Genomic DNA, 13,195 nt, shown 5'->3' with positions numbered 1-13,195 from the left:
CATGCCCGAACCGACGCCGTCGCAGGACGATCCGTTCGCAGATCTCTTCAGCAAGCTCCCCGACCCGAGCGCCCGCACGGCCGTGCACTCGGGACTGCGCGCTGCGTCGAGCGGCCACCGCCCGGAGGAGCCGGCGGCACGCGACGGCTCGACGGCCGCGGACGCGGCTCCGAATCCGACCCCGGCCGTACCCCTCTCGCGACGTGCCGCCCGCGAGGCGGCCGCAGCCGCGACGGGGGCGACCCCCGTGCACGGCGCTCCCGCTCATGAGTCGGCCGAGTCCGCACCCATCCAGCCGCCCGTGCGCGCGTGGGCGACCCCCGTGCAGCCCGAGTCGGCGCCCGAGCCGCCGCACGAGCCAGACCTCGACCCCGATCCGGAGCCCGCATTCGACCCCGAGGCGCCCGCGCCCGCCCTGCCCTATGCCCGCACAGGGGGCATCCGCCTCCCCGATGCCGCCGCGACGCCGCAACCCGGTGGCGGGGTGGAGGGCGAGCAGCGCAGGGCGACGCATCCCGTTCCGACGACGAGCCTCGACGACCTGTTCGCGGGTCGCGCCTCGACCGACGCCGTCGGCGCACCGCCTCCGCCGCCCGACAAGCGCAAGCGTCGCATCGGCGGCTGGATCGCGCTGGGGATCGTGCTCGTGCTCCTCGGCGGCGTCACGGCCGGCGGCTGGTACGTATGGACGACGTACGAGAGCCAGATCCGCGCGTTCATGGGCTGGGAGGAGCCGAAGGACTACGAGGACGGACTCGCGAACGGCGAAGTGTTCGTCACGATCGTCTCGGGCGACACGGGCCGCACGATCTCGACGTCCCTGTACGAGGCGGGCGTCACGAAGACGTCGTCGGCGTTCTACGACTACCTCGTCGACACGGCTCAGAACCCCCCCTTCGTCCCCGGCGTCTTCAAGCTGCAGAAGCGAATGACCTCGGAGGCCGCGCTCGCGGCCATCATGGATCCCGCCAACAAGCAGGAGCACACGGCGCAGCTGCGCGAAGGGCTCACGGTCGCGGACTCGCTCGGCATCCTCTCCGAGAGCCTCGGCATCCCGCTGGCCGACTTCGAAGCCGCCATCGCCGACCCCGCGCAGTTCGGCGTGCCGGTCGACCCCGCGATCGTCGCTGCCGGCGGGCAGCCGCTGGAGGGGTGGCTCTTCCCTGCGACCTACACGTTCGATCCGGGCGTGACGGCGCAGCAGGTCGTGCAGACCCTCGTGGATCGCACCGTGAAGTCGCTCGACGCCGCGAGCGTGCCTGTCGACGACCGTCAGCGGATCCTCACGATCGCGTCGATCATCCAGCGCGAGGCCAGGTTCGAGGACGACTTCTACAAGGTGTCCCGCGTCATACAGAACCGACTCGATCCGGGCAACCAGGAGACCTTCGGGCTCCTGCAGATGGACTCGACGGCGCAGTACGGGTTCGGCGAGATGCACGACGGCACCGTGAGCTCGTCGCAGGAGGCGCTCGACGATCCCAACCCGTGGAACACCTATGTGCATCCCGGGCTGCCCATCGGGCCCATCGCGAACCCCGGCGACGTCGCGATCGACGCTGCGATGCACCCCGCCGACGGCGACTGGCTCTACTTCGTCACGGTGAACCTCGAGACCGGTGAGACGGTGTTCACGTCGAACCTGGCCGACCACAACCGCGCCGTCGCGCAGTGGCAGGACTGGTGCAAGGCGAACCCCGACTCCGGGTGCTGACCCCGTGACGGAGCGGACCCGCCTCGCCGTGTGGGGCGATCCCATCGCGCACAGCCGGTCGCCGCAGCTTCACACCGCCGCGTATCGTGCGCTGGGCCTCGACTGGACGTACGAGCGCCGTCGCCTCTCCGAGGCCGGGTTCGGCACGGCGCTCGCGGCTCTCGACGAGTCGTGGCGCGGCCTGTCGCTCACGATGCCGCTCAAGGGCGTCGCGTTCGCCGCGGCCGCGACGCGAGACCGCCGCGCGGAGATGACGGGCGCCGTCAACACGCTCCTGCTCGACCCCGGGGGCCCGCGCGGGTTCAACACGGATGTCGGGGGCGTCGTGCGCACGCTGCGGGAGGCAGGCATCGCGCACGTCGAAGCGGCGCGCGTCGTCGGGGCCGGAGCGACCGCGACCTCCGCACTCGTCGCGCTGGCCGAACTCGGCGCGCGGCGCGTCGACGTCGTCGCGCGCCGCCCCGCTGCCGTCGATCCGCTCGCCGCTCTCGGGGAGCGGCTCGACGTCGAGGTCGTCGGCGTGCCGTTCGCGGCATCCGGCCACGACGACGTCGACGTCACGATCGCGACGCTTCCGGGGGACGCCGCGGTCCCGGATGCCGCAGCCGACGCGCTCGCCGCGCGCGGCGGTCTGCTGCTCGACGTCGTCTATGGACACTGGCCCACGGCACTCGCATCGGCGTGGGAGCGCGCAGGCGGACGGGCGATCGACGGACTCGGGATGCTGCTGCACCAGGCCGTCCTGCAGATCAGGATCTTCACGACGGGCGACGTCGAGGCCCCGCTCTCCGACGAGGACGCCGTCATCGCGGCGATGCATGCCGGCGTGACCGGCGGGCCGAGCGTCACAGACGGCTAGCGCGAGCGCGATCGGCGTCGCGCACGTGGGAGGATGGGTCAATGCTCCGCGTGCTCACGGCCGGCGAATCGCACGGCCCCGAACTCGTCGCCATCATGGAGGGCCTCCCCGCCGGCGTGCCCGTCACGCGCGCCGCGATCCAGGCCGACCTCGCCCGCCGCAAGCTCGGCTACGGGCGCGGCTCGCGCATGAAGTTCGAGGAGGACGAGCTCACGATCTCGAGCGGCGTCCGTCACGGGCTCTCGCTCGGCAGTCCCATCGCGCTGCGCATCGGCAACACCGAATGGCCCAAGTGGGTCGAGGTCATGAGCGCCGAGCCCGTCGAGCTCACCGACAAGTCCCGCGGACGCGGGGCGGCGCTCACGCGCCCTCGCCCGGGACACGCCGATCTCGTCGGGATGCAGAAGTACGACTTCGACGAGGCGAGACCGATCCTCGAGCGGGCGAGCGCGCGCGAGACGGCGGCCCGCGTGGCGCTGGGCGCGGTCGCTCGCGGATTCCTCGGCGAGCTCGGCATCGGCCTCGTGTCGCACACGCTCTCGATCGGGCCCGTCCGCGTGCCGGAGGGCGCGGCTCTGCCGACTCTCGGCGACGTCGACGCGCTCGACGCCGATCCCCTGCGGTGCTTCGACCCAGCCACGAGCGAGGCGATGGTCGCGGAGGTGGATGACGCGCGCAAGGAGGGCGACACGCTCGGCGGCGTCGTCGAGGTGCTCGCGTACGGTGTCCCGCCGGGGCTCGGCTCGCACGTGCAGTGGGACCGCCGCCTCGATGCGAAGCTCGCGCAGGCGCTCATGAGCGTGCAGGCGATCAAGGGCGTCGAGGTGGGCGACGGCTTCGAGACCACCCGCCGCCGCGGCTCGCAGGCGCACGACGAGCTCTTCGCGAGGGGCGACGGCATCACGCGCTCGTCGGACAAGGCGGGCGGCACGGAGGGCGGCATGTCGACGGGCACGGTGCTGCGCGTCCGCGCCGGCATGAAGCCGATCGCGACGGTCCCGCACTCGCTGCGCACCGTCGACGTCGCAACGGGCGACACGGCGTCCGCCCACCACCAGCGCTCCGACGTGTGCGCCGTCCCCGCGGCGGGCGTCGTCGCCGAGGCGATGGTCGCGATCGTCCTGGCAGAGGCGGTGCTCGAGAAGTTCGGCGGCGACAGCGTCGGCGAGACGCGACGCAACCTCGAGGGCTACCTGGCCGCGATCCCCGAGACGCTGCGGACGAGCGCCGCCAGCGACCCGGCGCTCGGCGCCGCGGCCGGCACCGCCCTCGCCGACGCATGACGGCCCTCGTCCTGATCGGCCCCATGGGTGCCGGCAAGACGAGCATCGGCCGACGTGTCGCCAAGGCGCTCGGGGTGCCCTTCTACGACTCCGACATCGCGATCGTGCGGGCGCACGGGCCTGTCGAGACGATCTTCGCCGAGCAGGGCGAGGAGCGCTTCCGCATGCTCGAGCGCGAGGCGGTCCGCACCGGGCTGGAGGGAGGCGGCGTGGTGTCGCTCGGCGGGGGCGCCGTCCTGCACCCCGGCACGCGGGCGGATCTCGCGGCGCACCGCGTCGTGCTGCTGACGGTCGAGCCGCGCGTCGTCGCATCCCGCGTCAAGGACTCGACCCGCCCCCTTCTGCAGGGCGAGGACGCCCTCGCGCGGTGGACCGAGATCTACGACGCCCGCCGCCCGCTCTACCAGGAGCTCGCCGATGTCGTCTTCGACACGTCGAGCGGACCGCTGCAGGACGTCGTCGACGCGGTCGCCGCGTGGGCGCGCGAGAACCAGGAGGACCCGCAATGACGGATGCCACGACGATCGGCGTGACGGGCGCGTCCCCCTACGAGATCACGGTGGGGCACGGCATCCTGTCGTCCCTCGGCACGGTCCTCCCCGCGGCCGCGCGCAAGGTCCTCGTGATCCACCCGCCTACCCTCGCCGCGAAGGCCGAGGCGCTGCGCGACGCGCTGAGACGCGATCGCGAGGTGCTCCTCGCCGAGATCCCGGATGCCGAGGCGGGCAAGCGCATCGAGGTCGCCGCGTTCTGCTGGCAGGTCATGGGCAAGGCCGACTTCACGCGCACGGACGCCGTCGTCGGCTTCGGCGGCGGAGCCGTCACCGATGTCGCGGGCTTCGTGGCCGCGACGTGGCTGCGCGGCGTCGCCGTCGTGCAGGTGCCGACGACGGTGCTCGGCATGGTCGATGCGGCCGTTGGCGGAAAGACGGGGGTGAACACGGCGGAGGGCAAGAACCTCGTCGGCGCGTTCTGGCCGCCCGCCGCCGTGCTGTGCGACCTCGACCTGCTCGACACGCTCTCGGCCAATGAGCGGGTCGCGGGGTACGCGGAGGTCGTCAAGGCCGGATTCATCTGGGCGCCCGAGATCCTCGACCTCGTCGAGGCCGACCCGCTCAGGGCGGTCGATCCGCACAGCGCGGAGTTCCGGCGCACGATCGAGCTCGCGATCGACATGAAGGCGCGCGTCGTGAGCGAGGACTTCCGGGAGGCGGGGCTGCGGGAGATCCTCAACTACGGCCACACGCTCGGTCACGCGATCGAGCACGCCGAGCGGTACCGGTGGCGCCACGGCGCCGCGATCTCTGTCGGCATGGTCTTCGCCGCCGAGCTGTCGCGCCTCGCGGGGCGTCTGCCGGATGCCGCGGCCCAGCGCCATCGCGACATCCTCGACCTCCTGGGTCTTCCCACGAGCTATCGCGCCGGGGCGTGGCCGCAGCTGCTCGCGACGATGCAGCGCGACAAGAAGAGCCGCGCAGGGATGCTGCGATTCATCGTGCTCGACGACCTCGCACGCCCCACGGTGCTGCAGGCGCCCGACGAGTCGCTGCTGTTCGCCGCCTACCAGGAGGTCGCGGGATGACGGATGCCGTCACCGTGCGTCGCGTCCGCCTCGAGGAGTGGCGCGAGGTGCGCCGTCTCCGCGTCGAGGCCGTCAGCGACCCCGACGCGGCGATCGCGTTCCTCTCGACCGCCGCCGACGAGCAGGCTCGCGATGCGGCGTTCTGGCAGGAGCGCACGGCGGGGGCCGCACTCAGCGATGCGGCCGCCCAGTTCGTCGCGATCGTCGACGACACGTGGGTCGGAACCGCGACAGTGCTGGTGCGTGCGCCTGGAGAGCAGGATCATCTCGACCGCGACGTCGCGCACCGGCGTGCCGATGTCGTCGGCGTGTACGTCGCGCCACGGCACCGAGGCTCCGGCATCCTCGCCCTGCTGTTCGACGCGATCGCAGACTGGGCCCGCGCCCGCGACGTCGACGCTCTGACGCTCGACGTGCACGCGCACAACGCACGCGCCCAGGCCGCGTATCGCAAGACGGGCTTCCTTCCGACCGGCGAGACGCTCGCGAGCACGATCGGGCCCGAGCTCGTGATGCGCCGCCCGGTCTGACCCGGCGTGCGGGGCCGGGTGCGGAGCGCGCGAGCGGCCTGCGCTAGGTTCGGGGGCATGACGCCCCCACGCCGGCTGCTCCTGGTCAACGGCCCCAATCTCAACCTTCTCGGCACGCGAGAGCCCGACGTGTACGGCACGTCGACGCTCGCCGACGTCGAGCGCATCACGACGGACGCCGCGGCATCCCTGGGCTTCGAGGTGCGGGCCGTCCAGAGCAATCACGAGGGCGTGCTCGTCGACGCGATCCACGCCGCCCGGGAGGACTGCGCCGGCATCGTCATCAATCCGGCCGGCCTCACGCACACCTCGGTCGTGCTCCGCGACGCGCTCTCCGCCGTGGCGCTGCCCGTCGCCGAGGTGCACATCTCCGACGTCTCGCACCGCGAGCCCTTCCGCCAGCACTCGTACGTCGCCGACGTCGCGATCGTGCATGTCGTGGGGGAGGGCGTGGCCGGCTACGCGTCCGCGACGCGGCGCCTCATCGACGTCCTGACGGGTCACGCCGAGGGCTGACCTGCACGATGCGCCGGGCGCACTCGGCGGATCGTCCGCCGAGTGCGCTGGGATGATCAGGCGGCGTCGGCGGCCTCCGCCGCATGGGCGGGCGCCGCATCCTTCGCTACGCCCTGGAGCGGACGTGCGGGCACGGGCGCCGCGGCGCGCTTGGCGGGCAGTGCGAAGCAGATGCCGATCGCGACCACGGTGAAGCCGACCGCCCACCAGAACGCGGCGTCGAAACCGTGTGCGAGGCCCGCGAGGTCTGTCGCACCACCGGTCGCCGACTCGAGGATCACGGCGAGGATCGCGGTGCCGAAGGCGCCGCCGAGCTGCTGGGCGAGCCGGGTGATGATGCTCGCGTGCGGCACCTCGTCGCGATCGAGGCCCACGAAGCCCACCGACATGACGGGGATCATGACCGCTCCCATGCCGAACCCGCGCACGAGCAGCACCGCCATGAGCAGCCACTGGCTCGTGCCCGCGTTCGCGAAGGCGAACGGGACCGTCGCAAGGCCCATCAGGACGAAACCGCCGATAGCGACGGTGCGGGCGCCGATGGAGTCGGTCAGCCGCCCGGCGAGCGTGCGGCTGAGGAGCGCGCCGACGCCCTGGGGGATGAGCAGCAGCGCGGCCGCGAGGGCATCGGTCCCGTGGACGATCTGGAAGAACAGCGGCAGCAGGAGCATCGCGCCGTACAGAGACGCGCCGGAGAGGAACAGCACGGCGGACGAGGAGGCGACCGAGCGACGTCGCAGGAGGCCGATGTCGACGAGGGCTCTGCTCGGCCGGCGGAGCTGCGAAAGCACGAACGCGACGAGCAGCAGGGCGCCGACGAGGAGCGGGAGCCAGACGTCCACGCGCGAGAACCCGCCGTCCCGGCTCACGTTCGACAGACCGTAGAGGATGCCGACGAGCGACGGCGACACGAGGACGAGCCCCACCCAGTCGAGCGCCGGCCTGCCGCGCGGAGCGTCGGCGGGGATGAAGCGCCAGGCGAGGGCCAGCCCGACGAGGCAGAACGGCACGTTGACCCAGAACAGCCAGCGCCAGTCGAGCGAGTTGATGATGACGCCGCCGATCGTGGGGCCGAGGATGGGGCCGAGCGCGGCGGGCAGGCTGACCGCCGCCATGAGCTTGCCGAGGCCGACGCCCGCAGGCACCTGCTGGATCGCGAGCGTCGCCATGAGCGGCATCATGAGGCCCCCGCCGATGCCCTGCACGACGCGGAATGCGATGAGGCTCGGCGCATCCCACGCGAGACTGCACGCGATCGAGGCGACGAGGAAGATCGTGAGCGCGATCATCCACAGCCTCTTGCCGCCGATGCGCGCCTGCGCCCAGCCGACCACGGGAATGGCGACGCCGAGAGCGAGGAGATAGGCCGTCGTGACCCACTGGATCGTACTGACGGGGACCTGGAGCTCTGTTGCGAGGGTCTTGAGCGCGATGCTCATGATCGTGCTGTCGAAGATCACCGCGAGCCCGCCGACGACGAGGACGAGTGCGGTAACGATGGCGCTGCGGGGGAGTGCCGGCGCGGGGGCCTGAGCTGTTGACATGGCTTCCTTCGTAAGAAACATGACTGTATCTAATGGGGAATCGTACGCCGGCGGGATAAGATACACAAATGGATCTTGAGCAGACGGCGAAGCGCCGGCGGGGACAGGAGCTCGAAGTCGCCATCCTGGACGCCGGCTGGCAGCAGCTGCTGGACGGCGGGTACGGAAGCTTCACGATCGACGCCGTCGCCGAGCGCGCGGGGACGAGCCGCTCCGTCGTCTACCGGCGATGGGACGATCGCGAGGCCCTGCTCGAGGCCGCCCTCGCGCACGGGCTGCGCCAAGGCATGGTCGAGGCGCCCGACACGGGAAGTCTGCGTGGAGACATGATCGAGCTGCTGCACCGCTCGAACGAGGCGCGCGCACCGCTGGCTCCGCTCATGAGCGTGCTCATCGGATCGCACTTCTCCGAGTCGGGGGGCAGCTTCGCGGATCTGCGCCGGCAGATGATCGGCACGAGGACGCGCGGTGCGCTCGACGACGTGATCGACCGGGCCGCCGCGCGCGGCGAGATCGACCCGGCCCGGCTCACGCCGCGCGTGCGGACGGTCGCCTTCGACCTCTTCCGGCATCACCTGCTCCTCAACCTCACGCCGATGCCCGACGACGACATCGTGGGCATCGTCGACGAGATCTTCCTGCCACTGGTCCGACCGACCCCGACGGAGCCCGGCTGCGCGTGACCGCGAGGGCGGTTCGCGGCGCGCGCCCAGCGTTCGCATCGGGGCACCCCGTAGAATCGGATGTCGGCCGCGTTCCGGAACGCTCGGCGACCGGCCCTCCCTCCTCCACACGAACGGACCACCCACGCTCATGGCATCCACCGCAGACATCAAGAACGGCGTCGTCCTCAGCATCGACGGCCAGCTCTGGAACGTCATCGAGTTCCAGCACGTCAAGCCCGGCAAGGGCGGCGCGTTCGTGCGCACGAAGCTCAAGAACGTCGTCTCGGGCAAGGTCGTCGACCGCACGTACAACGCCGGCGCCAAGATCGACATCGAGAACGTCGACCGCCGCGACTTCACGTACCTCTACAACGACGGCGAGGGCTTCGTCTTCATGGACGTCGCCGACTACGATCAGCTCACCGTCCCGGCCACGACGGTCGGCGAGGCCGCCAACTTCCTGCTCGAGAATCAGCAGGTGCAGATCGCGCTGAACAACGGCAACCCCCTCTACGTCGAGCTGCCGGCATCCGTCGTCCTCGAGATCACCTACACCGAGCCGGGCCTGCAGGGCGACCGCTCGTCCGCGGGCACGAAGCCCGCGACCGTCGAGACCGGCTACGAAATCCAGGTGCCGCTGTTCGTCGAGACCGGCACGAAGGTCAAGGTCGACACCCGCACGGGCGACTACCTCGGCCGGGTCAACTAGCACGTGAGCGCCCGTACGAAGGCGCGCAAACGCGCGCTCGACATCCTCTTCCAGGCCGACGTGCGCGGTGACGACGTCGCGACCACCCTCGCCGCCGAGGCCAAGCGCGCTGCGAGCGAGCCCGCTCGAGAAGCGTCCTGGCTGTATGCGCGCGAGATCGTCGACGGCGTCATCGACAACCGCGACGCCATCGACGAGCAGATCACGACGTTCGCGAAGGACTGGTCGCTCGCCCGCATGCCCGCCGTGGACCGCGCCGTGCTGCGCCTGGCCGTGTGGGAGCTCCTCTACAACGACGAGGTGCCGACGGCCGTCGCGATCGACGAGGCGGTCGAGCTCGCGAAGGAGTTCTCGACCGACGACTCCGGCTCGTTCGTCCACGGAGTGCTCGCCCGCATCGCCCGGTCGTCCTGACCCGAAGCCGCACGGTGGCGCCGGTGTCGACGGTGCTTGCGAGAATGGACGCGTGCACCCGCCGCTGTTCGCCGATCCCGTCGTGCGTCAGCAGTCCGACGCGGGCGGGTACTCGCGTGGCGTGACGTGCTTCCGCAGCGGGGCGGTGCGCCGACTGGTCTGGGACGAGGACGCCCGCACTCTGCGCTCCGTCGTGGCGGGCAGCCGGCCGAGCCCGTACCGCTGCACGATCGTCGTGGAGCCCCGCGCCGCGCGCCCGATCGTCTCGACGTCCTGCACGTGCCCCATGGCGTACGACTGCAAGCACGTCGTCGCGACGCTGCTCGAGAGCAACCGCGTCGCGCGGGCCGCCACGCCGCTCGACTCGCGCGAGACCGGCGCCACGCCGCCCGACTCGCGCGAGACCGGCGCGACGCCGACGCCCGAGCCCGCGCCGGCCGAGTGGCGCTCGCTCCTGCCTCCGGCCCCGCGCGCGGCCGCCCGGCGGCTCGCGCTCGGTGTCGAGCTGCGCCAGCGCGTCCGCCGCGGAGGCTCGCCGTGGGCGCCCCCGCGGACCGAACCTGCGACGCCGCGAGGACTGCACGAGCACGGCCATGAGCTCAGCGTGGCTCTCCGGCCGCTGGAGACCGGAGCCCGCGACGACACCTGGATCAAGGGGGTCGTCTCGTGGGACGCCCTGCGCCGAGCGGGGCATCCCTGGGACCACGCGCAGGCGCGCTGGTTCGTCGAGCTCTTCAGCATCGCGCGCGACGCGCGTCTGCTCGGGACGATGCCCGACGGCTCCGAGTGGCTCACCCTCGACGACGTCGAGTCGTCGCTCCTGTGGACGCAGCTCGCGGGGGCGGAAGGGCGAGGCATCCCGATCGTCGCCACGAGGCGGCGGCAGAGCGTGTCGCTCGCGCGCGCAGCGGCCGTCGGCCTGCACGCGGAGCACGATGCCCGGGGGATCGTGATCTCCCCGCACGTCATGATCGACGGCGATCCGGTGGAGGGCCCGATCGTCCGGACGATCGGGCATGTCGGGGTCTACGCCGTCTCGGCCGTCGGCGAGACGCTCCGCGCGTCGCTCGCGCCCGTGGCGCTCTCGGCCGCCGAGTACGCCGCGCTGAGAGCGTCAGCGCCCGTCGTGGTCCCGCCTTCCGACGCGGCCGAGTTCATCCGCGACCATCTCCCGCATCTCGCGCGCCTCACGACGCTCACGGCAGGCCCGGGAATCGAGGTTCCCGACTCCGCGCGGCCGCGACTGGCGGTGTCGGTGGGATTCGAGCCGTCGCACCGCCTGCAGTTCGCGCTGACGTGGCGCTACCCGGGCGCGCCGCCGGTCGCGGAGGGCACGCCGCCCGACGCGGAGCGCGATGCAGCGGCAGAGGACGAGATCCGCCGTCGTCTCGAGGCCGTGTGGCGCGACGCCGTCGACGTGCCGTTCGCGTCGTCGGGCACCCTCGCGGGCGTCGAGGCCGCGGAGTTCACGGCGCACGCCCTGCCGGCGCTCGAGGCGCTCGAGGACGTCGTGGTCGAGCTGCGCGGCACGCGACCGGCCTATCGCGAGCTCACGGCCGACCCGCGCGTGACGGTGTCGACGGTGGAGACGGACGACGCGGACTGGTTCGATCTCGGGGTCGTCGTGACCATCGACGGACGGCGCATCCCCTTCACGCCCCTGTTCACGGCCCTGTCGCGGGGACGGAAGAAGCTCCTCCTCGCGGACGGCGGGTTCTTCTCGCTGTCGCACCCTGCGCTGCAGCGGCTGCGCGAGCTCATCGACGAGGCCGCCGACCTCGCCGAGTGGGAAGCGGGCACGACGCGGATCAGCCGCCGCCAGACCGATCTGTGGGCCGACTTCGAGGATGTCGCAGACGAGGCGCTGCCCGCCGTGTCGTGGCGTGCGACGGTCGAGGCGCTGCGCGACGTCGACGGCATCGAGCCGACGCGCGCACCCGACGGGCTGCGCGCCCGGCTGCGCCCGTACCAGCAGGCCGGCTTCGACTGGCTCGCGTTCCTCTGGCGCCACCGGCTGGGCGGGATCCTCGCCGACGACATGGGGCTCGGCAAGACGCTGCAGATGCTCGCGCTCCTGCAGCATGCCGTCGCCGAGGGGGAGCGGCGTCCGTTCCTCGTGGTCGCGCCGACCTCGGTGCTGTCGACCTGGCGCGCAGAGGCCGCGCGGTTCGTGCCCGGCCTGCGTGTGCGCGTGCTGGACACGACCGGCGCCACGCGCCGTGAGCCCCTGGCGGATGCCGCGGCATCCGTCGACGTCGTCGTCACGTCGTACACGCTGCTCCGGCTCGACGCGTCGCAGTTCCACGCCCTGGAGTGGGCCGGAGTCGTGCTAGACGAGGCGCAGTTCGTGAAGAATCCGCAGACGAAGGCGTTCCGCGCCGTCCGAGACCTGCGTGCGGACGTCGCCTTCGCGATCACGGGGACGCCGCTGGAGAACGGCCTCGCGGAGCTGTGGGCGCTGCTGTCGCTCACGGCCCCGGGGCTCTTCCCGTCGGCGCGCCGATTCCGTGAGGAGTACGTGCAGCCCATCGAGAAGGGGAGGGTCCCCGAGAACCGGGAGTCCGGGCCGTACCGCGCCGCGCGGCTCGCGCGACTGCGTCGCCGCATCCGCCCTCTCGTGCTGCGGCGCACCAAGGAGGCGGTCGCGGCCGACCTCCCGCCCAAGCAGGAGCAGGAGGTGCGCGTCGAGCTGGGCGCGGCCCACAGAGCCCTGTACGACGCCGTGCTGCAGCGCGAGCGCCAGAAGGTGCTGGGCCTTCTCGACGACCTCGACCGCAATCGGTTCATCGTGTTCCGCTCGCTCACGCTGCTGCGGATGCTGAGCCTCGCGCCCGAGCTCGTCGACCCGGAGCACGCCCACATCGCCCCGAGCAAGCTCACGGCGCTCTTCGAGCAGCTCGACGAGATCGTCGCCGAGGGCCACCGCACGCTCGTCTTCAGTCAGTTCACGTCGTTCCTCCAGCTCGTCGCGGCGCAGCTCGACGCGCGCGGCATCGCGTACGCGTACCTCGACGGCTCGACCCGCGATCGGGATGCCGCGATCGACGCGTTCCGCCGCGGCGACGCACCCGTCTTCCTCATAAGCCTCAAGGCGGGCGGATTCGGTCTGACGCTGACCGAGGCCGACTACGTGTTCCTGCTCGACCCGTGGTGGAACCCGGCGGCCGAGGCGCAGGCCGTCGATCGCGCGCACCGGATCGGCCAGACGCGCAGCGTCATGGTCTATCGGCTCATCGCCAACGGCACCATCGAGGAGAAGGTGATGGCGCTGCAGCAGCGCAAGGCGCGACTGTTCCGCTCCGTCATGGACGACGACGCGCTCTTCGGCCAGGCGCTCAGCGCCGCCGACATCCGGGGCCTGCTCGAGCGCTGAGACCCG

12 protein-coding genes are annotated in these 13,195 nt (G+C 72.0%); 11 read left to right on the top strand and 1 reads right to left on the bottom strand.

The genetic code is table 11. The features are described 5' to 3' along the window. Position 1 precedes the first annotated feature (1 nt). The 7 genes from mltG to aroQ are packed head-to-tail and all read left to right on the top strand — an operon-like array spanning position 2 to position 6,484. Complete coding sequence (mltG, locus tag FHS08_RS14080; RefSeq protein ID WP_167040454.1) at positions 2–1,714, top strand: endolytic transglycosylase MltG; 1,713 nt, start codon at positions 2–4, stop codon at positions 1,712–1,714. A gap of 4 nt (positions 1,715–1,718) precedes the next feature. Further along, a complete protein-coding gene (locus tag FHS08_RS14075; RefSeq protein ID WP_167040452.1) occupies positions 1,719–2,573 on the top strand; it encodes a shikimate dehydrogenase in 855 nt (284 codons plus the stop codon). Positions 2,574–2,614: 41 nt separating this feature from the next. Continuing rightward, positions 2,615–3,856, top strand: coding sequence for a chorismate synthase (aroC, locus tag FHS08_RS14070; RefSeq protein WP_167040450.1), 1,242 nt, complete (start codon positions 2,615–2,617; stop codon positions 3,854–3,856). Beyond that, complete coding sequence (locus tag FHS08_RS14065) at positions 3,853–4,365, top strand: shikimate kinase (RefSeq protein WP_167040448.1); 513 nt, start codon at positions 3,853–3,855, stop codon at positions 4,363–4,365. Before aroC ends, FHS08_RS14065 begins: the two co-directional genes overlap by 4 nt. Continuing rightward, positions 4,362–5,438 (top strand): 3-dehydroquinate synthase, encoded by a 1,077-nt coding sequence (aroB, locus tag FHS08_RS14060; RefSeq protein ID WP_167040446.1) that lies wholly within the window; start codon positions 4,362–4,364, stop codon positions 5,436–5,438. The genes FHS08_RS14065 and aroB overlap by 4 nt, the downstream gene beginning before the upstream one ends. After that, positions 5,435–5,968, top strand: coding sequence for a GNAT family N-acetyltransferase (locus FHS08_RS14055; protein ID WP_167040444.1), 534 nt, complete (start codon positions 5,435–5,437; stop codon positions 5,966–5,968). The genes aroB and FHS08_RS14055 overlap by 4 nt, the downstream gene beginning before the upstream one ends. A 57-nt stretch (positions 5,969–6,025) precedes the next feature. Then, positions 6,026–6,484 carry a type II 3-dehydroquinate dehydratase gene (aroQ, locus tag FHS08_RS14050; RefSeq protein WP_167040442.1) on the top strand — a complete coding sequence of 153 codons (459 nt, stop codon included), beginning with the start codon at positions 6,026–6,028 and terminating at the stop codon, positions 6,482–6,484. A 56-nt stretch (positions 6,485–6,540) separates the two neighbouring features. On the opposite strand, the gene FHS08_RS14045 is transcribed toward aroQ, so the two are convergent. Then, the gene (locus FHS08_RS14045) at positions 6,541–8,028 is read right to left on the bottom strand and encodes an MDR family MFS transporter (RefSeq protein ID WP_167040440.1); all 1,488 of its coding nucleotides are present in this window, start codon (positions 8,026–8,028) and stop codon (positions 6,541–6,543) included. Between the two features lie 68 nt (positions 8,029–8,096). Between FHS08_RS14045 and FHS08_RS14040 the strand changes: the two genes are divergently transcribed. The 4 genes from FHS08_RS14040 (at position 8,097) to FHS08_RS14025 (ending at position 13,189) form a co-directional block, all read left to right on the top strand. Then, positions 8,097–8,711: a TetR/AcrR family transcriptional regulator gene (locus tag FHS08_RS14040; protein ID WP_167040438.1), complete on the top strand. Its 615-nt coding sequence runs from the start codon at positions 8,097–8,099 to the stop codon at positions 8,709–8,711. 130 nt (positions 8,712–8,841) lie between these two features. Further along, positions 8,842–9,402 carry an elongation factor P gene (gene efp, locus FHS08_RS14035; protein WP_167040436.1) on the top strand — a complete coding sequence of 187 codons (561 nt, stop codon included), beginning with the start codon at positions 8,842–8,844 and terminating at the stop codon, positions 9,400–9,402. A 3-nt stretch (positions 9,403–9,405) separates the two neighbouring features. Then, entirely contained in the window at positions 9,406–9,816 is a 411-nt protein-coding gene (gene nusB, locus FHS08_RS14030; protein ID WP_167040434.1) for a transcription antitermination factor NusB, read from the top strand. A 52-nt stretch (positions 9,817–9,868) separates the two neighbouring features. Continuing rightward, positions 9,869–13,189: an SNF2-related protein gene (locus FHS08_RS14025; protein WP_167040432.1), complete on the top strand. Its 3,321-nt coding sequence runs from the start codon at positions 9,869–9,871 to the stop codon at positions 13,187–13,189. Positions 13,190–13,195 lie beyond the last annotated feature (6 nt).

Source organism: Microbacterium ulmi (assembly GCF_011759705.1).
GTDB classification, from domain to species: Bacteria; Actinomycetota; Actinomycetes; order Actinomycetales; family Microbacteriaceae; genus Microbacterium; species Microbacterium ulmi.
This window is presented reverse-complemented; position numbering and strand designations above follow the sequence as displayed.